Annotated in this window: 20 protein-coding genes and 1 pseudogene; 13 read left to right on the plus strand and 8 right to left on the minus strand. The window is 73.4% G+C overall.

Annotated elements, in window-relative coordinates; translation table 11 throughout:
* Positions 1–212: 212 nt before the first annotated feature.
* Positions 213–371: pseudogene (locus IG94_RS44015) on the minus strand (cold-shock protein); the annotation flags it as partial.
* Positions 372–701: 330 nt separating this feature from the next.
* Here IG94_RS44015 and IG94_RS0104510 point away from each other — a divergent pair.
* Together IG94_RS0104510 and IG94_RS0104520 are read left to right on the plus strand one after the other, a co-directional pair.
* Positions 702–1,466, plus strand: a complete 765-nt coding sequence (locus IG94_RS0104510) for a hypothetical protein (RefSeq protein ID WP_031031342.1) — start codon at positions 702–704, stop codon at positions 1,464–1,466.
* An 814-nt stretch (positions 1,467–2,280) separates the two neighbouring features.
* Complete coding sequence (locus IG94_RS0104520) at positions 2,281–3,366, plus strand: GNAT family N-acetyltransferase (protein WP_031031347.1); 1,086 nt, start codon at positions 2,281–2,283, stop codon at positions 3,364–3,366.
* A 61-nt stretch (positions 3,367–3,427) separates the two neighbouring features.
* Here IG94_RS0104520 and IG94_RS0104525 read toward each other — a convergent pair whose 3' ends face one another.
* Entirely contained in the window at positions 3,428–3,649 is a 222-nt protein-coding gene (locus IG94_RS0104525; RefSeq protein ID WP_031031350.1) for a hypothetical protein, read from the minus strand.
* A gap of 371 nt (positions 3,650–4,020) precedes the next feature.
* Between IG94_RS0104525 and IG94_RS0104530 the strand changes: the two genes are divergently transcribed.
* From IG94_RS0104530 to IG94_RS0104570, 9 genes are all read left to right on the plus strand, one after another.
* A complete protein-coding gene (locus tag IG94_RS0104530; protein ID WP_031031353.1) occupies positions 4,021–4,848 on the plus strand; it encodes an endo alpha-1,4 polygalactosaminidase in 828 nt (275 codons plus the stop codon).
* 34 nt (positions 4,849–4,882) lie between these two features.
* Positions 4,883–6,208 carry an ABC transporter substrate-binding protein gene (locus IG94_RS0104535; protein ID WP_031031356.1) on the plus strand — a complete coding sequence of 442 codons (1,326 nt, stop codon included), beginning with the start codon at positions 4,883–4,885 and terminating at the stop codon, positions 6,206–6,208.
* A gap of 14 nt (positions 6,209–6,222) precedes the next feature.
* Positions 6,223–7,173: a carbohydrate ABC transporter permease gene (locus IG94_RS0104540; protein ID WP_031031358.1), complete on the plus strand. Its 951-nt coding sequence runs from the start codon at positions 6,223–6,225 to the stop codon at positions 7,171–7,173.
* On the plus strand, positions 7,170–8,060 hold the full coding sequence (locus tag IG94_RS0104545; RefSeq protein ID WP_031031361.1) for a carbohydrate ABC transporter permease: 891 nt from the start codon (positions 7,170–7,172) through the stop codon (positions 8,058–8,060). Before IG94_RS0104540 ends, IG94_RS0104545 begins: the two co-directional genes overlap by 4 nt.
* Before the next feature lie 48 nt (positions 8,061–8,108).
* Complete coding sequence (locus IG94_RS0104550; protein WP_031031363.1) at positions 8,109–9,065, plus strand: carbohydrate kinase family protein; 957 nt, start codon at positions 8,109–8,111, stop codon at positions 9,063–9,065.
* The gene (melA, locus tag IG94_RS0104555; protein WP_031031366.1) at positions 9,062–10,387 is read left to right on the plus strand and encodes an alpha-glucosidase/alpha-galactosidase; all 1,326 of its coding nucleotides are present in this window, start codon (positions 9,062–9,064) and stop codon (positions 10,385–10,387) included. The genes IG94_RS0104550 and melA overlap by 4 nt, the downstream gene beginning before the upstream one ends.
* Positions 10,388–10,616: 229 nt before the next feature.
* Positions 10,617–13,349, plus strand: coding sequence for a SpoIIE family protein phosphatase (locus IG94_RS0104560; RefSeq protein WP_078892158.1), 2,733 nt, complete (start codon positions 10,617–10,619; stop codon positions 13,347–13,349).
* A 61-nt stretch (positions 13,350–13,410) separates the two neighbouring features.
* On the plus strand, positions 13,411–14,556 hold the full coding sequence (locus tag IG94_RS0104565) for a M23 family metallopeptidase (RefSeq protein ID WP_031031373.1): 1,146 nt from the start codon (positions 13,411–13,413) through the stop codon (positions 14,554–14,556).
* Between the two features lie 66 nt (positions 14,557–14,622).
* A complete protein-coding gene (locus tag IG94_RS0104570; RefSeq protein WP_031031375.1) occupies positions 14,623–16,149 on the plus strand; it encodes a CYTH and CHAD domain-containing protein in 1,527 nt (508 codons plus the stop codon).
* Positions 16,150–16,180: 31 nt separating this feature from the next.
* Here the strand turns inward: IG94_RS0104570 and IG94_RS38415 are convergent, their stop codons facing one another.
* Together IG94_RS38415 and IG94_RS0104580 are read right to left on the minus strand one after the other, a co-directional pair.
* Positions 16,181–16,585: a hypothetical protein gene (locus tag IG94_RS38415; RefSeq protein WP_051159683.1), complete on the minus strand. Its 405-nt coding sequence runs from the start codon at positions 16,583–16,585 to the stop codon at positions 16,181–16,183.
* Positions 16,586–16,831: 246 nt separating this feature from the next.
* Complete coding sequence (locus IG94_RS0104580; protein WP_031031382.1) at positions 16,832–20,206, minus strand: pyruvate carboxylase; 3,375 nt, start codon at positions 20,204–20,206, stop codon at positions 16,832–16,834.
* 326 nt (positions 20,207–20,532) lie between these two features.
* On the opposite strand from IG94_RS0104580, the gene IG94_RS0104585 reads away from it, so the two are divergent.
* Positions 20,533–21,738: an IS110 family RNA-guided transposase gene (locus IG94_RS0104585; protein ID WP_031031385.1), complete on the plus strand. Its 1,206-nt coding sequence runs from the start codon at positions 20,533–20,535 to the stop codon at positions 21,736–21,738.
* Here IG94_RS0104585 and IG94_RS0104590 read toward each other — a convergent pair.
* A complete protein-coding gene (locus IG94_RS0104590) occupies positions 21,731–22,216 on the minus strand; it encodes a hypothetical protein (protein WP_031031389.1) in 486 nt (161 codons plus the stop codon). The two genes, IG94_RS0104585 and IG94_RS0104590, sit on opposite strands and share 8 nt — an antisense overlap.
* A gap of 347 nt (positions 22,217–22,563) precedes the next feature.
* Between IG94_RS0104590 and IG94_RS0104595 the strand changes: the two genes are divergently transcribed.
* Positions 22,564–23,439 carry a CAP domain-containing protein gene (locus tag IG94_RS0104595; protein WP_031031391.1) on the plus strand — a complete coding sequence of 292 codons (876 nt, stop codon included), beginning with the start codon at positions 22,564–22,566 and terminating at the stop codon, positions 23,437–23,439.
* A 24-nt stretch (positions 23,440–23,463) separates the two neighbouring features.
* Here IG94_RS0104595 and IG94_RS0104600 read toward each other — a convergent pair whose 3' ends face one another.
* From IG94_RS0104600 to IG94_RS0104610, 3 genes are read right to left on the minus strand one after another with little or no spacing between them, the layout of a single operon-like run.
* Positions 23,464–24,786: a sensor histidine kinase gene (locus IG94_RS0104600; RefSeq protein ID WP_031031394.1), complete on the minus strand. Its 1,323-nt coding sequence runs from the start codon at positions 24,784–24,786 to the stop codon at positions 23,464–23,466.
* Positions 24,783–25,472: a response regulator transcription factor gene (locus tag IG94_RS0104605; protein WP_031031396.1), complete on the minus strand. Its 690-nt coding sequence runs from the start codon at positions 25,470–25,472 to the stop codon at positions 24,783–24,785. The genes IG94_RS0104600 and IG94_RS0104605 overlap by 4 nt, the downstream gene beginning before the upstream one ends.
* Positions 25,473–25,525: 53 nt before the next feature.
* Positions 25,526–26,068: a hypothetical protein gene (locus tag IG94_RS0104610; protein WP_224290232.1), complete on the minus strand. Its 543-nt coding sequence runs from the start codon at positions 26,066–26,068 to the stop codon at positions 25,526–25,528.
* Between the last annotated feature and the right edge of the window lie 41 nt (positions 26,069–26,109).

Genomic DNA, 26,109 nt, shown 5'->3' on the forward strand with positions numbered 1-26,109 from the left:
CGGACCGCAGCCAACTCCCCACCCAGCACACCCGGTCAACGACACGACCGATCAAGAAGACACGCCACCACGAACCGCACGTGACCAAGCACTACTAGGGCCTGTCGTCACATTCCCGCCGTCCGCCCGAAGGGCGGGCCTGGCGGCGTCAGGTGCGTGCTCTCGGCGTGCCGGGCGTCGACCGGCGTACTGGTTGTACGTGGTCGGCGCCCGGTGCGGTCGAAGGTGACGGCCTGGCCTTCCTGCAGCTCGCGGTAGCCCTGGGCGTTGATGTTGGAGTAGTGCGCGAAGACGTCGGGGCCGCCGCCGTCCTGCGCGATGAAGCCGAAGCCCTTTTCAGAGTTGAACCACTTGACAGTTCCGCTGGCCATGCCTTTTGCCTTTCAGCCGTTATCGGATTCGCACCGCGCGAACCCGGAGGTGGTCGTCCTGGTCCTCCGGCATTGCACAGCAAACCGCCCGCACTCCGGGGCGGGCGGTCTGGGCGAACCACGACATCTGCTGCTGACGCTACACGGCATGTCCGGACCCCACCAGTGAGTAAGGGGTGTGAGCGGCAACGATGTTGCGGAGCGGCGCCTCTCTGACGGCCGTGCGGGTCCCCCGCTGGGCCATCCGGGGGAGACGTCGAGGAGGCCGCACACCCCGGTTCCGCGCGTGGTCTAGCTATGAGTAGTCCACACACGGAGTCGGAGATCGATATGACCGTCAGGAAAGCGCTGATCCCGGTGATCGGCGCCGCCATGTGCGCCGCCGTGCTGGCAACCGGCTGCGCCCGGCAGCACACGGACGCCGTCACGCAGGACGCGCACGCCCCCAGCACCTCCGCTGCGCGGCCCGCTTCCCCCCGGCCCGCTCCCCCGCAGCACTTCCCCCGCCCGCTGCCGGGCGTCGGTCCGGTCATGCGCGACCTGGTCCCGGCCGGCACCCGCCAGGCCCTGGTGGTGACCGGCGAGACCGAGGACTCCTCGCAGGCGCGGGTGGTGCTCTACGAGCGGGAACCGGCCCGGGGCTGGCGCCCGGTCGCCGGTCCCTGGCCCGCGCACAACGGACTGCGCGGCTGGACCGACGACCACGAGGCGGGCGACCTGCACACGCCCGTCGGCGTCTTCGGGCTCAGCGACGCGGGGGGCCGGCTGCCGGACCCGGGCACCCTGCTCCCCTACGACGAGGATCCCCGGTTCTCCGTGGAGGGCACCGGATACCTCGGCGAGCCCTTGGAGGGGTCGTTCGACTACGTGGTCGCCATCGACTACAACCGGGTGCCCGGCACCACACCGCTGGACCGGACCCGGCCCCTGGGCGAGGACAAGGGCGGCGGGGTCTGGATCCACGTGGACCACGACGGGCCGACCAACGCCTGCGTGTCTCTGAGCACGGAGCACATGCGGGCGCTGCTGACCGCCCTGGACCCGGCCAAGGAGCCGGTCGTCGTGATGGGACCGGAGACCGTACTGGCGCGGTAGCCCCGCCTCCCCCGGGTGCGCACGGCGGCATCCCCCGGGCGTCCACCGGCCGTGGACGCCCCGCGCGGCACGGCAACGGCGCACGACGTCCCCGCGCCGGGCCGGGCGGCCCGGTCCGCGCCACGCGGGGTTGACGGAGCGGGGCCCGGTCGGCCTACTGGAGACACAACTGGGCGTGTGCGGGGGCCGGTCCGGTGCCGGCCCGCCCGCCGGCCCCGGCCGCGCAGTCAGGAGTCCGGCAGTGCGGGGTGGACGGGCAGCGGCGGCGGTGCTGCTGGCGTGGGCGCTGCTCGGTCTCCTCGCACCGGGAGCGGCGGAAACCGGCGGGCCGCCCCGGGAGCAGCACCGGGCCGCGACGACGGCCGCACCCGTGCCCGCCGTAAGCGCTGCGGCCGTTGAGCCCGCCCAGACCCCCGAGACCGCCCAGACCCCCGTGCCGGGCGAGACCACCGTGCCCGGCGAGACAGCCGGCGAACCGGTGCCGTGCCACGGGGGTCCCTCGCGCGGCCATGTCGGCGTCCGTGCGCCGAGGGCCGCGGGAGGGCCGGAGAACGGCCGGGGCACCGGGTGCGCCCCGGCACCCGTCCGGGCCGCGCGGCCGGCCGTCGCGGGCCCGCGCCCGGCGGGCGTGGCGGCGGACGGGCCTGGAGCCTGCCGGGTCCCGGGGGACGTGACCCGGTTGCAGACGTTCCGCTGCTGAGCGAGGCGGTGTCGACGGGGCCTGCGCCGCGCGGCCCGGGTACCGCACGCCGATCCGCGGCATTCCAGCAGGCCTTGGCGTGTCCACAGAGGTGACGACGCGGAAGGCGGGCACATGTCCACACGGCGCATCGAGGTGGTCGGGCCAGGACGGCTCGACACCGGCGACCACAAGATCTGGCGGGAGATCAGGGCCGCCTCCGGGGCACCGGCGAACCCGTTCCTCGACCCGGCGTTCACGGTGGCCGTCGGGCGGGTCCGGCCGCGGGCCGAGGTGGCGGTCCTGCGGGAGGACGGTTTCCCGGTGGGGTACTTCCCGTACGAGCGCGGGTTCGCGGGGCAGGGACGGGCCGTCGGGCTCGGGGTGTCGGACAGCCAGGGCGCCGTGCTGCGCGAGGGTGTCCGTATCGACGCCCGGGCGCTGCTGCGGGCGTGTGCCCTGTCGTCCTGGGAGTTCGACAGCCTGGAGGCGGGCCAGGACGTGTTCCTGCCGCACACCGCCGAGGCCCTGGCCTCGCCGGTCGTCGACCTCGCCGACGGATTCGAACGCTACGTCCGCGCGCTGGGCGCCGGTTCGCCGGGTTTCCTGAAACAGACGCTCGCCAAGGAGCGCAGACTCGCCCGGCAGGCCGGTGAGGTCCGCTTCGTGTACGACGAGACCGATCCCGGGGCGCTGCGGACGCTCATGCGCTGGAAGTCCGCCCAGTACCGGCGCACGGGCCGCCGCGACCGGTTCGCGCAGCCGTGGATCGCCCGCCTGGTCGAGGGCCTCGCCCGCGGCGGCGACCCGGAGTGCCGCGGTGTGCTGTCCGTGCTGCGGGCCGGCGGGCGGCCCGTCGCCGCCCACTTCGGACTGCGCTCGCCCACCGTCCTGTCCTGGTGGTTCCCGGCCTACGACCGGGCGTACGGCAAGTACTCCCCCGGACTGCTGCTGTTGCTGCGGATGCTGGAGGCGGCGGCGGAGGACGGGATCGGGCTGGTGGACCTGGGCAGCGGTCCGGCCCGCTACAAGGAGTCGTTCAAGACCCGGGACCTGCGGGTGTACGAGGGCTCCGTGGTGTGTCCCGGCTTCGGGGGCGCCGTGCACCGGCTGGGGCGGGCACCGGTGCGGGCGGCGCGCCGTTTCGTGCGCGAGCGGCCGGGACCGGCCCGCGCCGGTGCCCGGGTGCTGGCGCAACTGGGCCGGCTGCGCGACCGCTGAAACGCCCCGGCGCGGACGGGGACCGGGACGGGCGTGGGGGCGGCTACGGCTACGGCGACGGTCAGAAGAGTGTCTGCTGGCCGGGCGCGGGCCGTCCCCGCCGGCCGCGCGGCCGGGTACCGGGTGCCGGTGCCGCCTCTCCGAACAGGGGAGCGGTGCCGTACTCGTCGGGCTCGGCCGGGACGGTGGCGGGGCCGGTGCCCACGTTGAGGACCAGGGGGGCCTCCACGTCGAAGTCCCCCGGCGTCATCGCCACCCACTCGCGGTCCTGCCGCTCTCCCACGCACCGACACCTCTCTCGCGCCGCCCGCCGCGACCACGCGACGCTACCAGCCCCGCGGCCGCCCGGTGATCACGGCTCCCGGCCGACCCGGTCCGATCGTTCCCGGGTGTCCACAGATCGACGCATCATGATTGATTGTGCGCCGAATGAGCGCGCTTCGATCACCTTCAATCACCAGCTCCCGTGTTTTGAACTCTTGACAGGCCTGGATCCGGTCGATTTACTCCCGATCAACGCCGATGTCGTGTGATCGGCGGCAGAGGTACGCCCAGCCGGTAGCTGGCTTCGCGCCAGGAGCCCGGACTGAGTCGCCAGGACGGCCACGCGCCCTCCGAGGCGGGGACGTGCCCACCACCCTCCGGAGCTCGAACATGAGCCGTACGCAGGCGCACACCTCCAGGAAGCCGGTGCTGGCCGGCATCTGTGCCACCGCCGTGCTCGTCACCGCCGCCGCGCTCGTCCCGGGCGGCTCGACGGCCGAGGCGGCCGGCTTCACCCCGCCTCCCGCGCACGCGGGCTTCGACTACCAGATCGGCGGCGCCTACACCCCGCCGGCCGGAGTGCAGGTGGTCAGCCGCGACCACACGGCCTCCCCCGCGGCGGGCCTGTACAACATCTGCTACGTCAACGCCTTCCAGGCGCAGCCCGGCGCCGAGGACGAGTGGGACGACGACCTGCTGCTGCGCGACGCCGACGGCGACGTCGTCTACGACACCGACTGGGGCGAGGCCTTCCTCGACATCCGCACCGCCGGGAAGCGCGAGCGCATCGCCGAGAAGGTCGGCAGCTGGATCGACTCCTGCGGGGACAAGGGCTTCCAGGCCGTCGAGCCGGACAACTACGACAGCTACACCCGCGCGGGCGACCTGCTGGACTCGGCCGATGCCCAGGGCCTGATCAAGCTCCTGGCGGAGCGCGCCCACGGCGACGGACTGGCCATCGGCCAGAAGAACACCGTCGAACTCGCCGGCAACCGCGAGGCCAACGGCCTGGACTTCGCCGTCGCGGAGGAGTGCGGAGAGTGGGACGAGTGCGGTGACTACACGGCCGAGTTCGGCGACCGGGTGATCGTCGTCGAGTACACCGCCAAGGGCCTGTCCACGGCGTGCTCGGAGTTCGGCGACACGCTGAGCATCGTCCGGCGCGACCTGGACGTGTCCCCGAAGGGCAGCAGCGGCTACGTCCGTGAGACCTGCTGACACCCGACGGCCAGTCCAGTCCTTGGAGGTAGAGATGAACGCGGTCCGAGGTACCGCGCGCCCCTCGCGCAGGCGGGTGCTGCGGGCCGGCGGGGGCGCTGTGCTCGCGGCGGCGGGCACCGCGGTGACCGGCTGCGGCGCCGGTACGGACGACGGGGTCGCGGCCGACGGCACGGTGACCATCGAGATGTGGCACGGCCAGGCGGACACGGCGAAGAAGGTCCTGGAGGGGCTCGTCGCCGACTTCGAGCGGGAACACCCGAAGATCAAGGTGGACCTGGGCGGCGGAGTGCTGGCGGACGTGATGCTGCAGAAGGTGACGGCGGCCGTCGCCGCGGGCTCCTTCCCCGACATCGCCTACATCTTCGGGTCGGACCTCGCCCGGGTGGCCCGCAGTCCGCAGGTCGTCGACCTCACCGACATGGTGGAGTCGGGGCCCGTCCCGTGGAAGAACTACTGGGCGGCCTCCAGGGACGCCGTCACGCTCAACGACAGGGTCAGGGCCGCCCCCGCGGTGCTCGACTCGCTCGCCGTCGTCTGCAACAAGAAGCTGTTCCGCGAGGCCGGACTGCCGCTGCCGAAGGCCGGCTGGACCTGGCAGGACTTCGTCTCCTGCGCCCGTACGCTCACCCGGTCCGGCCAGGGCCGGTTCGGCACGGGCTGGCCGGGCACCGGCGACGAGGACACCGTGTGGCGTATGTGGCCGCTGATCTGGGACCTGGGCGGCGACGTCGTCGACGACGACGGCAAGAGCATCGGCTTCGCCGACACCGGCGCCCGGGCGCTCGAGGTGGTGGCCGACCTGGCCCGGGACAAGAGCGTGTACGTCGACCCCAAGCCCGGCAGCGAGCAGATGTACCAGGTGTTCCTGTCCAACCGCATGGGCATGGTGGTCACCGGGCCGTGGCAGCTGCCCGACATCGAGGACGCCGGGATCGACTACGCGGTCGTCCCCCTGCCCTCCTTCAGCGGGCGCCCGGTCACCATCTCGGGGCCGGACACCTGGACGGTGTTCGACAACGGCGAGGCCCGTTCCGAGGCCGCCCGCACCTTCCTGACCTGGCTGGCCCGGCCCGAGCAGGACGTGCGCTGGGACATCGAGGCCGGCAGCCTCCCGCTCAGCCGCCGCACCGAGGCCCTGCCCGAGTGGCAGGACAAGGTCGCCCGCACCGAGGGCCTGAAGGTGTTCACCACCGCACTGGAGACGGCGCGCGTGCGCCCCGTACACCCGGCGTACCCGGAGGTCTCGCAGGCGCTGGGGCAGGCGGTCGTCGCCGTGCTCCTGGGGCGCAGTACTCCCGAGAAGGCGCTGCGGGCCTGTGCCGACGACGCCAACGCCGCCCTGCTCATACCGCGTTGAGGAGCCACACCGCCATGCCGCGCCTCCCCCGTCCACTCACCGTCGCGGGCCCGCCGCCGGACCCGCGGCCGCTGCGCCGCAAGCGCCGCCGCGAGACCGCCGCCGCCTGGACCTTCGTCTCACCGGCGGTCCTGATCGTCCTCGGTCTGAGCATCGTCCCGGTGATCTGGTCACTGCTGCTGTCCTTCCAGGCCAGCGACCTGGTGACGCCCAGCCGCTGGGTCGGCCTCGACAACTACCGCGCCCTCGCCCAGGACCCCAACTTCAGCCAGGCGGTCCGCAACACGCTGCTCTACACGGTGCTGTACGTGCCGCTCAGCCTGCTGTTCGGCCTGGTCCTCGCCCTGGTGCTGAACCGGCGCATCCGCTTCGTCGGCATCTACCGCACCCTGATCTTCGTGCCGTTCGTGCTGTCGGCGACCGCGCAGGGTGTGCTGTTCTCCTTCATCCTGGACCCGGAGTTCGGTGCGGCCAACTCGCTGCTGCACCGCCTCGGCGTCTCGTCGCAGGGTTTCCTCTCCGACCCCTCGCAGGCGCTGCTCGTGCTGGTGGCGATCACGCTGTGGAGCGGCACCGGTTTCTGCGTCGTCGTCTACCTCGCCGCCCTGCAGGACGTGCCGCAGTCGCTGATCGAGGCGGCCCGCCTCGACGGCGCCGGCCGCCGCCACCTGCTGCGCCACGTCACCCTGCCCACCCTCACGCCGGTCACCGTCTTCCTGGTGCTGTGGCAGGCCATCCAGTCCCTCCAGGTCTTCGACCTCGTGTACGTCACGACCAAGGGCGGCCCGCTGGGCTCGACCACGGTGATCGTCTACTTCATCTGGGAGCAGGCCTTCAAGAACGCGACCGCCGGATACGGGGCCTCGGCCGCGTACGTCCTGGCCGTCGCCCTCGGCCTGGTCGCCGGGGCCGTCCGCATCGTCCGGCGTCGGGGACGCCACCGTCTCGAAGGGGCCCAGTCATGACGGCGACCTCCACCCGGCCCGACACCGCCCGCGCCTTCGTGACGGAGCCCGAGGCCACCGGACGCCGCCGCCTGCGGCTCCCGTTCAGCCCCTGGCACCTGCTGCTCGCGCCGCTGGCCCTGCTCTTCGCCCTGCCGCTGGTCTGGCTGCTGCTCAGTTCGGTGATGACCAACGCGGAGATCAACCGGTTCCCGCCGGCCCTGTGGCCGTCCGGCATCGACCTCGGCGGCTACCGCTACGTCCTGAACAACGCGCTGTTCCCGCGCTGGTTCGTCAACTCGCTGATCGTCTCCGCCGTCACGGTCACCGCGAACCTCGTCTTCGGCTCGCTCGCCGGGTACGCCTTCGCCCGGATGCGGTTCGCGGGTTCCCGGGTGCTGCTGGGGCTGATGCTGGCCACCATGGCGGTGCCGTTCCAGCTGACGATGATCCCGACGTTCCTGGTGATGAAGAAGCTCGGGCTCATCGACACCCTCGGCGCGTTGATCGTGCCGTCGCTCGTGACCCCGTTCGCGGTGTTCCTGCTGCGGCAGTTCTTCCTCTCGCTGCCCAGGGAGCTGGAGGAGGCCGCCTGGATCGACGGCTGCTCACGGCTGCGGGTGCTGTGGCGGATCGTGCTGCCGCTGTCCCGCCCGGCGCTGAGCACGGTGGCCGTCCTCACCTTCCTCACCACCTGGAACGACCTCACCTGGCCGCTGATCGCCATCAACCACGACACGCAGTACACGCTGCAGCTGGGCCTGACCACGTTCCAGGGGCAGCACCACACCCAGTGGGCCGCCGTGATGGCCGGCAACGTCATCACCGTGCTCCCGGTGCTGCTCGCCTTCCTGGGCGCGCAGAAGACCTTCATCCAGTCGATCACCTCCAGCGGGCTCAAGGGCTGACCACCGCGCCGCCCCGCCCGTTCACCACCGCCACTCCAGGGAAGGCCCATGCCGCACAGCTTCGACCTGCTCGTCGTCGGAGACGCCAATCCCGACGTCGTCCTCGGACCACTGGACGCACCGCTCGCCTTCGGCCAGCGCGAACAACTCGTCCCCGACGGCGCCCTCACCCTCGGCGGCTCCGCCGCGATCATGGCGTGCGGCGCGGCCCGCCTGGGGCTGCGGGTCGCCTTCGCCGGCCGGGTCGGCGACGACGACGCCGGGCGCTACATCCGCGCCGCCCTCGACTCCCACGGCGTGGACACCGGCGCCCTGCACACCGATCCGCGGCTGCCGACCCCCCTGACCGTGGTGCTGACCCAGGGGGAGGACCGCGCCATCGTCACGGCGCCGGGCACGCTGCCGGCCACGACGGCGGCGGACGTCCCGGCCGGCCTGCTCGCCTCGGTCCGGCACGTGCACGCCGCGTCGTACTTCCTGCTGCCCGCGCTCGCCGCCTCGCTGCCCGAACTGCTGGCCACGGCGCGCGCGCACGGCGCGACGACGTCCCTCGACACCAACGACGACCCCTCGGGCCGCTGGGACCCGCCCGGCCTGGACGCCGTACTCGCGCACACCGACTACCTGCTGCCCAACGCGGCCGAGGCCCGGCGGCTGGCCGGGCTCGACGGCGCCGGCCTCGTGGAGTCCGCGGCGGCGCTCGCCGGCCGGGGGCCGACGGTCGTCGTCAAGAACGGGGCCGAGGGCGCCCTGTGCCACGACGGCGACACCCTGGTCACCACGCCCGGCATCCCGGCCCGGCCGGTGGACACGGTCGGGGCCGGCGACAGTTTCGACGCCGGTTTCGTCGCCGCGCTCCTCGCCGGGCTCGCCCTGCCCGAGGCCCTCGAACTCGCCGCCGTCTGCGGCGCGCTGTCCACCCGCGCGCACGGCGGCACCACCGCCCAGCCCACCTGGGACGAAGCGTTCGCCCAGGTCACCCGCAACGGAAAGAACCCCGCATGAGCACCGCCCACCCGACCGCACCCAAGATCACCTTCGTCGGAGCAGGCAGCGTCGTCTTCACCCAGGGCCTGCTCGCCGACCTCTTCGCGTTCGACGAGCTGAAGTCCGCGCACATCGCGCTGCACGACATCGACCCGGAGCGGCTGGCCACCGCGAAGGCTGCGGCCGAGTACATCGCCGCCGAGCGCGGCGCCAAGCCGCGCGTCACCGCGCACGCCGACCGCCGCGAGGCCCTGGCCGGCGCCGACTTCGTCATCAACATCGTGCAGGTCGGCATGCGCGAGGCCACCCGCACCGACTTCGAGGTGCCGGCCCGCCACGGCCTGCGCCAGACCATCGGCGACACCCTCGGGGTCGGCGGCATCTTCCGCGCCCTGCGCACCTTCCCGCTGCTCAAGGCGCTCGGCGAGGACATCGCCGAGGTGTGCCCGGACGCCTGGCTGCTCAACTACACCAACCCGATGGCGATGAACGTCCAGTACCTCGCCGAGGCGACCGGCCTGACGCGGGTGGTGGGTCTGTGCCACTCTGTGTACTGGACGGTCCAGGGCCTGTGCGACCTGCTGAAGGTCCCCTACGACGAGGTCACCTACCGGGCCGCGGGCGTCAACCACCAGGCGTGGGTGCTGCGCCTGGAGCACGGGGGCGAGGACCTGTACCCGCGCCTCGACGCCCTGATCGCCGAGGACGAGCAGCTGCGCCGCCGGGTCCGCATCGACATGTACCGGCGCCTGGGCGCCTACCCGACCGAGACGAGCGAGCACTCCTCCGAGTACGTGCCCTGGTACCTGCACCACGACAGCGAGGTCGACCGGCTGCGGCTGCCCGTCGGCGCCTACCTGGACATCGTCGACGAGAACATGGCGGAGTACGAGCGGACCCGGGACGCGCTGGCGTGCGGTGCGCCGCTGACCGTCGAGGGCACCATGGAGTACGCGCCCCAGATCATCCACAGCATCGTGACCGGCACCCCCCGCACGGTCTACGGCAACGTGCCCAACCGGGGCCTGATCGAGAACCTGCCCGCCCGCGGCACGGTCGAGGTGCCGTGCCTGGTCGACTCCGCGGGCATCCAGCCCACCCGGGCCGGCTCGCTGCCGCCGCAGCTGGCGGCCCTCAACCGCGCCTACCTGAGCACCACCGACCTGGTGGTGCGGGCGGCGACGGAGAACGACCCGCGGCACATCAGGCACGCCGCGATGGCCGACCCGGCGACGGCGGCGAGCCTGCGGGTGGAGCAGATCTGGCAGCTGTGCGACGACATGGTCCGCGCCCACGGGGACCTGCTGCAGCCGGGGCTGCGGGCGGCGCTCCCCCTCTGATCCGCGCGGAGCGGCCGGACTGGTGCGGCCCCGCGTACGGGGGAGAACGCGGGGCCGCACCTGCAAGCTATCGGAGTGTGCGGCGGCCTGCCAGACCCCTGCGCGACCCCGTCGTCCTCCGGCCCGCCCGGACCGTCACCCGAACGGCGGAGCGCAGGAATGGTCCGTACCGGGCGGTCCCCGGTCTGCGCGCTGCGTGCCGGGGTGTGCCGGGCTCACACTGGGGGGCATGGGTTCCCTCGGTCCGACGGCCGTGTCGCGGCGCTTTCCCCCGGACCCGGCGAGCGCGGCGGCGGCCCGGGACTTCGTCCTCGGCGCGCTGCCGGGTACCGCATCGCACCTGGTGGACACGGCTCGGCTGCTGGCCGGCGAGCTGGCCGCCAACGCGGTGCTGCACGCGCGCACCGAGTTCGAGGTCGCCGTCCGGCGCCACGACGGCCGGGTGCGCGTACGGGTCACCGACCGCCGCCCGGACCGCGGCCCCGTACCGCAGGCGTGTCCGGCGTACGCCGGTACGGGGCAGGGGCTGGCGCTGGTGGAGCAGCTGGCCTCGCGGTACGGCGCCGACACGGACGGCGAGCACAAGACGGTCTGGTTCGAACTGTGGTCCGACGGTCCGCCGCCCCCGGTGTCGGGGTGGGAGCCGGCCGTGTCGCCCTGTGCCTCGGAACGGTCCGTGACGCTCATCGACGTACCCGCCGCCCTGGACGCGGCCTGCCGGCAGCACCGGCACGCGATGCTGCGCGAGCTGACCTTCGCCGCCTCGTCGGCGGACCCGTACGGACTGTCGCCGGGCGACCTCGCGACGGCCGGCGACATCAGCAACGTGATCAGCGCCTGCGTCACCGCCGAGCTGGCGGGGCCGCTGCCGGAGTCCGATCTGCGCACGCTCTTCGTCGCCCTGCCGTCCGACGCGGCCGAGGCGGTGCGCACCCTGCGCCGCGTCCTGGAACGCGCCGAGGAGGCGGCACGGGAGGAACGGCTCCTGACACTGCCGGGCCTGCCGCGCGGCCGTGCCTTCCAGGACTGGTTCTTCGACCAGATCGTGGGCCAGCTGGCCGGCGACCGGCCCACCGCGTGGACGGTGATGCCCCGCGACCCGGAGATCGGCGCGCTGGAAGTGGTGCCGTGGGACGCGGGTCAGGCGCGGACCAGCGGGCTGCCGACCGTGGCGGCCGACGAGGGGAACCGGATCATCGCGGCGAACGGCCCGGCGGCGGACCTGCTGGGCTGGGAGCCGGACGACCTCGTCGGCCGCAGGCTGACCACACTCATCCCCGAACACCTGCGCGAGCGGCACGCCGCGGCCTTCTCGTCGATGCTGCTCACCGGCCGCACCCGTATCGTGGGCCGCTCCGTACCGCTCCCCGCGCTGCACCGTGACGGCACCGTCGTCCCGGTCCGGCTGCACATCCAGACGCAGGAGACGGCCGACGGACGCACCGTCTTCGTCGCCCAGCTCACCCCGCGGGCGACCACGTCGCCCGCCGTGCCGAGGGTGCCCGGGAACGGCCGGGAGACGGCCGAGGAGGCACCGGCGGGCGGACGGCCGCCCACCGCCCCCGGGCGGGTGAACCGCAGGGACGGCGCGGAGCGCGGCATGTCCGCCCTGGAACGGCTCTCCCTGCTGGCGGACCTGGCGGCGCACTTCAACGACACCCCGGACCTGACGGAGGGGCTGCGGACCGCCGGACGGCTGCTGACGCGTCGGCTGGCCGACTGGTGCGCGGTGGACCTGTTCACCGAGGACGAGCAGGTCGAACGGGTCTGCGTCGTCCACCGCGACCCCCGCGACCTGCGGCTCGGCGCCTACGAGGGCAGGCTCCCGGCAGCGTCGGAGGACGCGCACGGACCGCTGGCCCGGGTGCTGCGCGGCGCGGGACCGCTGCTGCTCACCGACGTTCCCCCACCGGAGCGGGTGGCCGGCGCGCTGGACCGCCGCCACCTCGAACTGCTGCGCGCGCTCGGGGCGAGCAGCGCCGTCGTCGCTCCGCTGCGCGCCCGCCGGCGGATCTTCGGCGCCCTGACCCTGGCCCGGGCGCCCGGCGCGCCCCCGTTCACCGAGGCGGACCTGGCGCTGGTCGACGACCTGGTGCACAGCCTGGCGCTGGGGGTGGACAACTCCCGCCTGTACGAGGCGTCCCGTTCCATCGCCGAGCGGCTCCAGCGCTCCCTGCTGACGAGCCTGCCGCAGGTCGACAACCTCCGGCTGGCGGCGCGCTACGCCGCCTCCTCGACCACCGCGCAGGTCGGCGGCGACTGGTACGACAGCTTCGTCCTGCCCGACGGGAACACCGCCGTGGCCATCGGGGACGTCACGGGCCACAACCTGGACGCGGCCATCGCGATGAGCCAGCTGCGCAGCATGCTCCGCGGCATCGCCGTGGACCGCCAGGAACCTCCGGGCGAGGTGCTGCGCCGCCTCGACCTGGCCAACCACAGCCTGCACCAGGAGGCCACCGCGACCTGCGCCTACGGCTTCGTCGCGGGCCCCGCGCACGGCCCCTGGGAGCTGACCTACGCGTGCGCCGGCCATCCGCCGCCGCTGCTCACCACCCGGGAGGGCGGGACCCGCTACCTGGAGGACGGCGCCGGTCTGCTGCTCGGCATGGACCCGACGCCGCCCCGGGCCAGTGCCCGGCACACCCTGCCGGCCCATTCGACGCTGCTGTTCTACACCGACGGCCTCGTCGAGCGCCGCGACGAGAACCTCGACGACGCCCTGGACCGGCTGCGCCGGCACACCGCCGATCTGGCGCGCGAGCCGCTCGACACGTTCTGCGACGAGCTGATGATCGGCCTCGGCGCCGACAACGCCGACGACATCGCCCTCCTCGCGGTCCGCCCCTCGCCGCCCCCGGCCTGCGACGACGGTACCTGGACACTGGCGTCGCGTTCCCGTCCGGCCGGCGGTGCCGGTTGTGCCCGTTCGGGCAGCGCCTTGTGCCTTTCTGGCTCCTGACGCTCCGCCAGGACGCCGTTAGCCTCCCTCTCGTGAGCATCACGTCCCGGCGAGCGGCCAGGTGAACGAAGAGCGACTGACCGTGGCGGAGAGCGCCGACGGTACGGACGAGCAGGCAACCGGGCTGCCGGCCCGGCAGGAGCAGCCGGAAGAGCCGGAGCAGCGGCCCAAACGCAAGCGCCGGGGCCCCGGACCCTTCACCCTGCTGGTGCTTCCGGGCCTGGTGACGGTCACCGGCGTGGCCACGTTCCTCGCGCTGGGCGGCCTGCCGGCCCCGTGGCAGGACGATTCCGAGGCCAAGGGGAAGACGGCTGCCGACGTCGATCCCTCCTACATTCCGTGGCTTCGCAAGGCGGCCTCGGCGTGCACCGTCCTGGAGCCGTCCGTGCTGGCGGCCCAGATCGACCAGCTCTCCGGCTGGAGCGACGACACCGACGACCTCTCGGGCCAGAAGGGCATCGCCGCCTTCACCGACGGCGAATGGCGCACCTGGGGCAAGGACGACGACGGCAGCGGTACGTCGTCGCCCCGCGACCCGGCGGACGCCATCATGGCGCTCGGCCGGCGGGACTGCTCCCTGGCCGGGAAGGTGACCGAACTGCGCACCGCGGGCCGGGTCAACGGCGACCTGGTGGACCTGACCCTGGCCGCGTACGCCACGGGACCGGACGCCGTGACCGAGGCCGGGCGCGTCCCCGCCGAGGCCAGGACCTACCTCGACGAGGTCAAGGCCCTGGTCCCCCGGTACGAGGCGCTCGACCGGGAGGACGCGGGCGGCGGTTCCGGCGGGGCGGCCGGCACCCTGCTGACCGCCCCGGTGAGCCCGCTGACCATCACCTCGCCCTACGGCTCGCGCGAGCACCCGCTGACCGGCGTGACCAAGCTGCACACCGGTGTGGACTTCGCCGCGCCCCAGGGGGCACAGATCGTCGCCGCGCGGAAGGGGCGTGTCGTGTTCGCCGCGGCCACGAGCGCGTACGGCAACCGCATCGTGATCGACCACGGAACCATCCAGGGCAAGCGGGTGGAGACGACGTACAGTCACCTCTCGGCCCTGGAGACGGCCGTGGGGCAGAGCGTCGAGGCCGGCACCCCGATCGGACGCGTCGGGTCCACCGGTCTGTCCACCGGCCCCCACCTGCACTTCGAGGTCATTCTCGACGGGTACTACACCGATCCGCGCCCGTGGGTCGTCGCGGGCGGTTAGCGCACCCGCGGCGGACGGCGGCCCGCGCGGGGGTTTGACCGGGCGAATCCCGTCGACAGACTCAGCATGGGTAAGTCGAAGCGCGAGACGGAACGAAAGTACGAACCCTCCTCCTCGGGCGCCGGCGGCCTGCCGGACCTCACCGGCGCCGGTCCCGTCGCCGAGTCCGTCCCGGCCGGTGCCGACGAACTCGACGCCGTCTACCACGACACAGCGGATCTGCGGCTGGCCGCGGCCTCGGTCACCCTGCGCCGCCGGACCGGTGGGGCGGACGCCGGCTGGCACCTCAAACTGCCGCTCGGCGGGGACACCCGGGAGGAGCTGCGGGCCGGGTTGTCGGACGACGTGCCCGAGGAGCTGCGCGCGTTGGTGCTGTCGCGCACGCGGGGTGCGGAGCTGCTCCCGGTCGTCCGGATTAGGTCCGACCGTGCCGTGCGGCACCTGCGCGACGCCGAGGGCGGGCTGCTGGCCGAGGTGAGCCTGGACGAGGTGCGCGCGGAGTCCCTCCTGGCCGGCGGCGGACATGCCGAGTGGCGGGAGCTGGAGGTCGAACTCGCGGACGGCGTCCATGCCTCGCTGCTCGACACCGTGGAGAAGAGACTCCGCAAGAAGGGCGTCGTCCGGGCCGGCAGCCCCTCCAAACTCGCCCGGGCGCTGCGGGAGACGGGGGCGGCGGTGGCGCCGGTGCCGCCGTCGGGCGTGGTCGCCGGCTCCCCCGGCTCGTACGTGCTGGCGTACCTGCGGGAGCAGGTGGGCAGGCTGGTGGCACTGGATCCGGCGGTCCGGCGTGAACTGCCCGACGCGGTGCACCAGATGCGTGTGACGTGCCGGCGGCTGCGCGGCTGCCTGCGCTCGTACCGGTCGGTGCTCGACCGGCGGGTGACCGACCCGGTACGCGTGGAACTGCGCTGGCTGGCCGGTGAGTTGGGGGTGGCGCGCGACCAGGAGGTGCTGGGCGAACGGATCGGGGCCGCACTGGCGGAACTGCCGGAGGAACTCGTGCTGGGTCCCGTCGCGGCCCGGCTGCGGGTGTGGGAGGTCTCCCGCGACGCCGGCGCGCTGGCCCGGGCGCACCAGGCCCTGACCACGACCCGCCATCTGCGTCTCCTGGACGCTCTGGACGCCCTGGTCCGGCAGCCGCCGCTGCGGGCCGGGGCGCGGCGCAAGCCGGCCCGGGCGATGGCGCGGGCGGTGCTCAAGGAGTACGGCCGCTTCGCCGGGCGCGTGGAGCACGCGCTGGCGCAGCCGCCCGGCCGGGCGCGGGACGCGGAGCTGCACGAGGCGCGCAAGGCGGCCAAGAAGCTCCGCTACGCCGCCGAAGTGGCACGCGGGCCCCTGGGCAAACCGGCAGCCCGGCTCGGCAAGCGGGCCAAGGCGGTGCAGCGGCTGCTCGGCGACCACCAGGACGCCGTCGTCGCCCAGGACGCCCTGCGGGAACTGGCGGTGGCGGCCCATGGGGCGGGTGAATCCGCCTTCACCTGGGGCCTGTTGCACGGCCGGGAGCGGGCGGTGGCCGAAGCCCGGCTGGCGGAGCTGCCCGGTGCGTGGCGGGCGGCGTCCGATCCCGCGCTGCGGGCGCCGCTCGGCCACTGACCGGCGGCGCGCGCCCCACGCGGGGTGTCCGTCACGCCGCGCGGGACATCGCCTGCTCGCGTCGCCCTCGCACCTGGCGCGGCAGCTCGGCCACCGGCGTCGGCGGGGTGCGGACCACACCGACCCGGTAGGTGGTCCGGTCGGGGTCGGCTATCGGCTCGCCGAGCGTGATCCGGCCCGCGGCGTGCAGCGCGTCGCAGACGGCGGTCGGCAGCGCGGCGTAGCAGCCGCCCCGGCCGGTGACGGAGTCCAGCGGACGCCAGTAGCTGTATCTGCGCCGCCCGTCCTGGCGCACGGTGACGAAGACCGGGGTGCGCGCGTCGGCGACGACGCGGAGGACGTCGGCCTCGGGAGAGACGGGCTCGACGAGCCGTGAGCGGTGCCGGGCGCCACGCGGGACGGAGGTCAGCGGACGGGCTGCGGCGGTGAGGGGCATCGGTGATGGCCTTTCCGGGTCAATACTTCAAGATCTCCTACCCGGTCGGGCCGGTGTTGATCTCTGTCGGACCCCATTCTTCCTGACGGGACCGACAACTCTCGCCGGAATTACGGAATCTGCGCCCCCAAAATGATCTCCACCGGCGGACCGGCCGCGCCGCCGCCTCCTCCGCGTCCCGTCTCTCCGGTGCGCGCGCCCGGCGGAGGCGGGTGCGCGCACCGGAGGGACGAACGGGCCCCCGCGTCAGCCGAGTTGGACGATGAGGTCGCCGCCCTCGACCTGCTGGACGCGGTTGATGGCGAGCCGGGCCACCGTGCCGGACCTGGGTGCGGTGATGGTGGCCTCCATCTTCATCGCCTCGATGGTCGCCACGGTCGCCCCGGCCTCCACCGTGTCGCCCTCGGCGACGGCGAGGGTCACCACACCGGCGAACGGCGCCGCGACATGCCCCGGGTCGGTGCGGTCCGCCTTCTCGGTGACCGGGACGTCGGAGGCCGCCGACCGGTCGCGGACCTGGATGGGACGGAGCTGGCCGTTGAGCGTGGACATCACGGTGCGCATGCCGCGCTCGTCGGCGTCGCCGACCGCCTGCAGCTCGATGAGCAGCCGGACGCCGGGCTCCAGGTCGACGGTGTGCTCCTTGTCGGGGCGCAGTCCGTAGAAGAAGTCCTTGCTGTCCAGGACGCTGGTGTCGCCGAAGGAGGCGCGGTGGGTGTCGAACTCCCGCGCCGGGCCGGGGAACAGCAGCCGGTTGAGGGTGGTCCGGCGCTCCTTGTCCAGCCCGGTGCGGTCGTCGGCGGACAGCTCGGCGAGGGGCTTGGCCTCGGCGCGCCCGCGCAGCGCCTTGCTGCGGAACGGCTCGGGCCAGCCGCCGGGCGGGGTGCCCAGCTCGCCGCGCAGGAAGCCGACGACGGAGTCGGGGATGTCGAAGCGGTCCGGTTCCGCCTCGAACTCCGCGGGGGAGACACCGGCGCCCACCAGGTGCAGGGCCAGGTCGCCGACCACCTTGGACGACGGGGTGACCTTGACCAGGCGGCCCAGCATCCGGTCGGCGGCGGCGTACATCGCCTCGATGTCCTCGAAGCGGTCGCCGAGCCCGAGCGCGATGGCCTGGGTGCGCAGGTTGGAGAGCTGGCCGCCGGGGATCTCGTGGTGGTAGACCCGGCCGGTCGGGGAGGCGAGGCCCGCCTCGAAGGGGGCGTAGACCTTGCGGACGCTCTCCCAGTACGGCTCCAGGTCGCCGACGGCCTGGAGGTCGAGCCCGGTGGGACGGTCGGTGTGGTCGGTGGCGGCCACGATCGCCGACAGGGACGGCTGCGAGGTGGTGCCGGCCATGGACGCCACCGCTCCGTCCACCGCGTCGGCGCCGGCCTGGACCGCGGCCAGGTAGGTGGCGAGCTGGCCGCCGGTGGTGTCGTGGGTGTGCAGGTGCACCGGGAGGTCGAACTCGCGGCGCAGCGCGGTCACCAGCGTCGCCGCGGCCGGGGCGCGCAGCAGGCCCGCCATGTCCTTGACGGCCAGCACGTGGGCGCCGGCGTCCACGATCTGCTCGGCGAGCCGCAGGTAGTAGTCGAGGGTGTAGAGCCGCTCGGCGGGGTCGGAGAGGTCGGCGGTGTAGCAGAGCGCGACCTCGGCGACGGAGGTGCCGGTCTGCCGTACGGCCTCGATGGCGGGCCGCATCTGCTCGACGTCGTTGAGGGCGTCGAAGATGCGGAAGATGTCTATGCCGGTGGCGGCGGCCTCCTGCACGAAGGCGTCGGTGACCTCGGTGGGGTACGGGGTGTAGCCCACGGTGTTGCGGCCGCGCAGCAGCATCTGGAGGCAGATGTTGGGCGCGGCCTCGCGCAGCGCGGCGAGCCGCTCCCACGGGTCCTCGGCGAGGAAGCGCAGCGCCACGTCGTAGGTGGCGCCGCCCCAGCACTCCAGGGACAGCAGCTGGGGCAGGGTCTGGGCGACCACCGGAGCGACGGCCAGCATGTCCTTGGTGCGCACCCGGGTGGCGAGCAGCGACTGGTGGGCGTCGCGGAAGGTGGTGTCGGTGACGCCGATGGTGGCCGACTCGCGCAGCCGGCGGGCGAAGCCCTCGGGGCCCAGCTCGGTGAGCAACTGCCTGGATCCGGAGGGGGGTTCGCCGTCGGGCACGGTCGGCAGCTTGGTGAGCGGGTCGATCAGCTCGGGGCGCTCGCCGTGCGGCTTGTTCACGGTCACGTCGGCGAGGTAGGTCAGCAGCTTGGTACCGCGGTCGGCGGAGTGCCGTGCGGTGAGCAGGTGCGGGCGCTGCTCGATGAACGAGGTGGTGACCCGGCCGGCCTGGAAGTCCGGGTCGTCGAGGACCGCCTGGAGGAAGGGGATGTTGGTGGAGACCCCGCGGATGCGGAACTCGGCCACGGCGCGCCGGGCCCGGTTCACGGCGGTGGTGAAGTCCCGTCCCCGGCAGGAGAGTTTGACCAGCATGGAGTCGAAGTGCGCGCTGATCTCCGTACCGGCGTGGGTGGTTCCGCCGTCCAGGCGGATGCCGGAGCCGCCGGGCGAGCGGTAGGCGCTGATCCGTCCGGTGTCGGGCCGGAAGCCGTTGGCCGGGTCCTCGGTGGTGATGCGGCACTGGAGTGCGGCGCCGCGCAGGGTGATGTTCTCCTGCGCGAGCCCGAGGTCGGCCAGTGTCTCGCCGGCGGCGATGCGCAGCTGGGACTGGACGAGGTCGACGTCGGTGACCTCCTCGGTCACCGTGTGCTCGACCTGGATGCGCGGGTTCATCTCGATGAAGACGTGGTTGCCGTCGCGGTCGACGAGGAACTCGACGGTGCCCGCGTTGCGGTAGCCGATCTGCCGGGCGAAGTTCACGGCGTCGGCGCAGATGCGCTCGCGCAGGGCCGGGTCGAGGTTGGGGGCGGGCGCCAGCTCGATCACCTTCTGGTGGCGGCGCTGCACCGAGCAGTCCCGCTCGAAGAGGTGGAGGACGCCGCCCTCGCCGTCGGCGAGGATCTGCACCTCGATGTGGCGGGGTTCGACGACCGCCTTCTCCAGGAAGACCGTGGGGTCGCCGAAGGCGGAGGCGGCCTCGCGGGACGCCGCCTCGATGGCCTCGCGCAGCCGGGCGGGCTCCTCGACGCGCCGCATGCCGCGGCCGCCGCCGCCGGCGACCGCCTTGACGAACACCGGGAAGCCGACGTCGGCGGCGGCGCGGACCAGTTCGTCCACGTCCGTGGAGGGGGCGGAGGAGCCGAGCACCGGTACGCCGGCCTCGCGGGCGGCGGCCACGGCGCGGGCCTTGTTGCCGGTCAGTTCGAGGATCTGGGCGCTGGGTCCGACGAAGGTGATCCCGGCCTGCTCGCAGGCACGGGCGAGTTCGGGGTTCTCGGACAGGAACCCGTAGCCCGGGTAGACGGCGTCGGCTCCCGCCCGCAGGGCCGCGTCGACGATCTCCGGCACGGAGAGATACGCGCGCACCGGATGGCCGGGCTCGCCGATCTCGTAGGCCTCGTCGGCCTTGAGCCGGTGCAGCGAGTTGCGGTCCTCGTGCGGGAAGACGGCGACGGTGCGCGCGCCGAGCTCGTAGCCCGCCCGAAACGCACGGATCGCGATCTCACCGCGGTTGGCGACCAGCACCTTGCGGAACATTCTTGATCCCTTCAGCCTGCCGGGTGACCTGACCATGGTGTCGGCGCCGCCCGCGCTACGCCATGTGAGCCGGGCCACTCCCCCCCCCGTTACCTTTTTCGTGGCCCCGCAATGGGGCTACCGGCCTTCGGGTCCGGCATGACTTCCCCCCCCCTTGTTGTCCATGATCCGGGGGGTGGTGTCACCGGGCCCGGAGGCATCGACGGACCGCTGATGAGGGGCTTGAGCACCGGCTTCACCCAGGCTGGAAGAGCTCTCCGTAACGTGGATGTGGCAGCTCGGTGCCCAGGCAAGGCCGGACGAAAGCGTGATGGAGAGGCCTGCACGTGATCGACACCGGCGACATCGACGTCTTCCTCGGCCTGGACGTCGGCAAGGGCGAACACCACGCCACCGCCGTCACCCCGGCCGGAAAGAAGGCGTTCGACAAACGCCTGCCCAACACCGAACCCAAGCTCCGCGAGCTGTTCGCCAAACTCCAGGCCAAGCACGGAACGGTGCTGGTCGTGGTCGACCAGCCGGCCTCGATCGGCGCCCTGCCGCTGGCCGTCGCGCGGGACATGGGCTGCCCGGTCGCCTACTTGCCGGGGCTGACGATGCGGCGGATCGCCGACCTCTACCCGGGCGAGGCCAAGACCGACGCGAGAGACGCGTTCATCATCGCGGACGCGGCCCGCGCGATGCCGCACACGCTGCGGGCGATCGACGGCGAGGACGAGACGATCGCCGAGCTGGAGATGATCGTCGGGTTCGACGACGACCTCGCCGGCGAGGCCACCCGCGTCGCCAACCGGCTGCACGGCCTGCTGACCCAGATCCATCCGTCGCTGGAACGGATCCTGGGACCGCGGTTGCAGCACCCTGCCGTCCTGGCCTTGCTGGAGCGGTTCGGCTCACCGGCACAGATACGCAAGGCGGGCCGTCGGCGGCTGGTCACGCTGCTGCGGCCGAAGGCGCCGAGGATGGCCGAGCGGCTGGTCGAGGAGATCTTCGCCGCGCTGGACGAGCAGACCGTCACCGTTCCGGGGACCGAGGCGGCCGCGCTGATCGTCCCGAGCCTAGCCGCCTCCCTGACGGCTGTCCTTGACCAGCGGAAACTGCTGGCCGGGCGGATCGAGGAACTGCTGGAGGACCACCCTCTTTCGAAGGTCCTGACGTCCATGCCGGGCGTCGGCGTCAGGACCGGAGCCAGGATCCTGATCGAGATTGGCGACGGCAGCACCTTCCCGACCGCCGGCCACCTCGCCGCCTACGCAGGACTCGCACCCGCGACCCGCAGTTCTGGGTCGTCGATCCGCGGTGAACAGCCCTCCCGGAGAGGAAAAAAGCAGCTCAAACGGGCCTTCTTCCTCTCCGCGTTCGCCGCTCTGGGTGACCCGGCATCGCGGGCCTACTACGACAAGAAGATCGCCCAGGGCAAGCACCACACCCAGGCCCTGCTCTGCCTCGCCCGCCGCAGGGCCGACGTCCTGTTCGCGATGCTCCGCGACGGAACCTTCTATGCACCGCAGCCGTCGGCCGCAGTCACCTGACCCGCTGGTCTGCGAGGAGGACGACTCGATCGGCCTCGACGTCGAAGCCGATCACCGGATGGCCATCGTCGCCCTCCGGGTCCATCAGCACGGGCTTGCCCAGCCGTCGGCCGATCTCCCGGAGGAAGTCGCAGAACACATCCAGTCGCTCCTGGCCCTGCAACTCCCGCAGGTCGACGTCGAAGTCGACTTCATCGGCAGCATGGAAGCGGAAGATCGCCAATACATCTGCAGTCGGCCAGACCCGCAGGTCCGGGCACTCGGCATCCGCCGGGCGGGATAGCACGGGCTCCGCCCGGGGCACTGGAAGCACCGTCTCTCCCTCGGAGTACTGGCGCTTCCAGCCCTTCTCCACGACAAGATCAAGGACCGCCTGCCAGTCCTCCACCGAGGCATCCGGGACACGCACGTCCGGCAGCGACCCCATCAAGTCCGGATCGAAGAAGCACTTCACGTCATCCCACAGCAGATCAGCCACCCCGCCATGCTGCCCCGGCTCACCGACTCGACGCACCCCCCGTTTCCCTTGACCAAAGACATAGGGGCACCCCCCCCTCGCACAGCCGGGTCCGGAGGTCGGCGCCGGGCGCCGCTCCCCCGTTCTCCTCTCCTTCTTTCCTCTGCCCCGCGACGGGTCGGTCACCTCAGCGGACTTTGGCGGCTCTTTTAAGGCTTTCTGAAGTTGACCTTCGAACGCCCGTTTCACCCCTGAGGCGTTCTAGGCTCTCGAACGCCCCCCACGGTCCCGGTGGGCGCGGGAGAGCGTCCACCGGGGACGGGTACGGGGGTTTCGCCAGCCGACAGACAAGCCGAGGTGTCCTGCGTATGGGTTCCCGCCGAGCCGCCCGCCCGTCCCGCTCCCACGCCCGCCCCCGCGGCGGGCTCAGGAGCCGCGGTGCCGCGCTGGCGCTGGGCGCCGTCGCCGTGACGGCGGGTGTCGGGATCACGCTGGCGGTCACCGACGGCGACGACGGCGGTTCCGCGGACCGGGTCGTCGCGGACTCCGCCGGCCGGACGCCGAACACCGAGGACGCGGCGGGCGGCGCGGCGCCCCTGACGTCCCCGTCGGCGAGCCCGAGCACGTCGGCGAGCGCCTCACCGAGCAGAAGCGCCGAGCCGAGCAGGACGCCTGAGAAGTCGGCGAGCCCGACCGCCGCGCCCAAGGCGCCCGCGTCGAGCGCTCCGGTGAAGGCGGCCCCGAAGAGCGGCGACGACAGCCCGTCGGGCGGTGGCGGGGGCGGCGGCGCGGGGTCGGGCTCCGGTTCCGGATCGGGCTCCGGCTCGGGATCCGGCTCCGGAAGCGGCTCCGGCGCGTCGGGCGGGCCCGAGGCACAGGTCCTCGCGCTGGTGAACGAGGAACGGGCCGACGCGGGCTGCGCGCCGGTCACCGCGAACGACAGGCTGACCCGGGCCGCCGACGACTACAGCGACGTCATGGCGGGCAGCGGCGTGATGTCCCACACCGGCCCCGACGGCTCCACCATGGCGAGCCGGGTCGAGGCCGCCGGTTACCAGTGGTCGACGCTCGGCGAGAACATAGCCCGGGGCCAGGCGGACGCGGCCTCGGTGATGAACTCCTGGATGAACAGCGAGGGCCACCGCGCGAACATACTGAACTGCTCCTTCAAGGAACTGGGCGTCGGCGTCCACTTCGGCGACGGCGGCCCGTGGTGGACCCAGGACTTCGGCACGGGCCGCTGAAGCCCCCCGCCAGCCCGGGGTCCGTCAGCGGCGGGCGCTCCCGGGGCCCTCGGCCAGCGCGAACGACACCCGCACCCGGGCGCCGCCCAGCGGCGCGCGGGTGATCGTCAGTTCCCCGTCGGCCGCGCGGGCCGCCCGGGCCACGATGTCCAGGCCGAGCCCCGTGGAACCGCCGACGCTGACGCCGCGGGTGAGCGCCGCGTCGGGGTCCGCCACGCCCGGCCCGGCGTCGTCGACGGTGAGGACCACGTGCCGGTCCTGCCGTTCCACCCGGACGACGAAGCGGGTGCCGTGCGGGGTGTGCCGGAAGACGTTGCCGATCAGGGCGTCGACGACGGCCGCGAGGTCGTCCTCGGAAAAGGCGACGGGGGTCGGACGCGGGGTGAAGGAACGCTCGCACAGGCGCTCCTGCTGGGTGGCGAGGACCGTCCAGAAGTCCAGGCGCAGGGCGACGACCTCGGCGACGTCGCAGGGCTTGCCCGCGCCCGCCGCCGCGCCGCCCGGGTGGGCGGAGGCCAGGGGCGTGCGCGCCGCCGCGATGATCGAGTCCAGCTCGCTCTCCAGCTGGCCCGCCGCTTCGGTGACCCGCCGGGCGCTCGGGGTCGCGCCCATCCGGTCGGCCTCCAGGTAGAGGGCGGTCAGCGGGGTCCGCAGGCGGTGCGAGAGGTCGGCGACCAGTTCGCGTTCGACGGCGAGCAGGTCGACGACCCGGTCGGCCATGGTGTTGAACGCCACTCCGGCCTCCTGCAGCTCGGGCGGCCCGTCCGGCCGCACCCGTACGTCGAGGTCGCCGGAGCCGAGGGCGAGGGAGGCGCGTTTGAGGCCGCGCGAGGAGCGGACCACGCGGGCGCCGAGCCGGTCGGCGACGAGCACCGAGCCGCCGACCAGGCCGACGGCGAGCAGGGCCATCACGCCCCAGGAGGCGGCGACGCCCCGGGTGAGGTCGGCGGCGGGCACATGGGCCTCGACGACCGCGACCCTCTCGCCCCGCAGGACGACGGGCTGGAGGTAGACCCAGCCGTCGTCCGTGTCCACGGCGAGCGTCTCGCGCCCCCGTACGGCCCGGTCGAGCGCGTCCTTGGGCGCGTGCGGGGTGCCGACGAGGCCGCCGTCGGGCAGGCGCACCGCGAGCTGGTCCGCGGAGCCGAGCTCGGTGACCGCCTGCTGCACGTCGGCGCGCCGGGTGGTGAGCGCGAGCACCGGGGACAGGGCCGCGGCGCGCTGTTCGGCGGCCGTGGTGACCCGGTCCCGGGCCTGTTCGCGCACGAGGAGGGCGAGCGGGACGAGGAACGACAGCGCCACCATCGAGGTGACGGCCAGGGCGATCCCGGCCAGGGCACGTCTCATGGCGAGCTGACCAGTTTGATGCCTATCCCGCGCACCGTGTGCAGGTAGCGGGGCTTGCGGGCCTTCTCGCCCATCTTCCGGCGGAGCGCGGAGAGGTGGACGTCCACCGTCTGGTCCTCGACGTACGGCTGCTGCCACACCTCGGCGAGTATGCGCTGCCGGGACAGCACCTGGTCGGCGTTGGCGGCCAGGTAGGACAGGAGATCGAACTCGCGCCGTGTGAGGGGGAGTTCGCGGCCCGCCAGATGCGCGGTGCGGGCGGTGGGGTCGATGCGCAGGTCGGCGACCTGGAGGACCGGGCGCCGCGCGGCCCGTACGTCGTCGGGCACGGAGCGTCGCAGCACGGCGGCGAGCCGGGCCGCGAGCTGGCCGCCGGAGAACGGCTTGACCAGGTAGTCGTCGGCTCCCGCGTTGAGCAGCCGGATGATCTCGGTCTCGTCGTCGCGTGCGGTGGCGACCAGGACCGGGACCCGGGAGACGCCCCGGATCATCCGCAGCACGTCGAGCCCGTCGAGGTCGGGCAGCCCGAGGTCGAGCACGACGATGTCCGGCGGGCTCCGGGTGACGGCGCGCAGCCCCTCGAAACCCTGGTGCGCGGTCTGCACCGCGTAGCCGTGCCCGGTCAGGACCTCGATCAGCGCGGCCCGGATCACGGGGTCGTCCTCGACGACAAGTACGGAGGCCATGGGCAGGCACGTTAGCCGGTCCGTCACTATGGTGTCGTGTCCCGCCTCCTGCGCTACCTGATCATCTGGCTGTCGTGCACGGCGGCCAGTGTCACGGCCGTCATCCTGACGATCCACTTCGTCCTGGGTTCGACCCGGCCGACGGCACCGGTCGCGCAGTCGGCCCCGGAACTCCCCGCCTCGCCCGCACCGACTTCGTCCGGCCCCGCTAGCCCCTCCCCCAGCCCGTCGCCGGCCACCGGGCCGGCCAGTCCGAGCCCGGCGCCGGCCCGGACCAGCGAGCGGCCGCCGGAGCCGAGTCCGACACCGACGCCCAGCGCCCGCACCGACCGTCCGCAGCCGTCGTCGGGCGGCGGCGACCCGGCGGCGTGCGAGGAGGGCGGGGCCGGGGCCTTCACGGTGCCGTCGGAGGGCGGCAAGGCGACCGTGCGGTTCGGAGGCGACGGGGTGTGCCTGGTCTCCGCGGTACCGGACCAGGGCTTCACCGTGAGCACCGAGCAGGAGGAGCCGAAGACGCTGACGGTCACGTTCTCGGCGAGCCGCCACCGCTCGGAGATCACGGCGACGACGGAGCCGCAGAGCCGGGCCGACGTCAAGGAGGTGTCGTGGTGAGACGCCTCGTGCCGGTCCCCGGGCG

Origin of the sequence: Streptomyces olivaceus (genome assembly GCF_000721235.1) — a bacterium.
Classification (GTDB): Bacteria; Actinomycetota; Actinomycetes; order Streptomycetales; family Streptomycetaceae; genus Streptomyces; species Streptomyces olivaceus.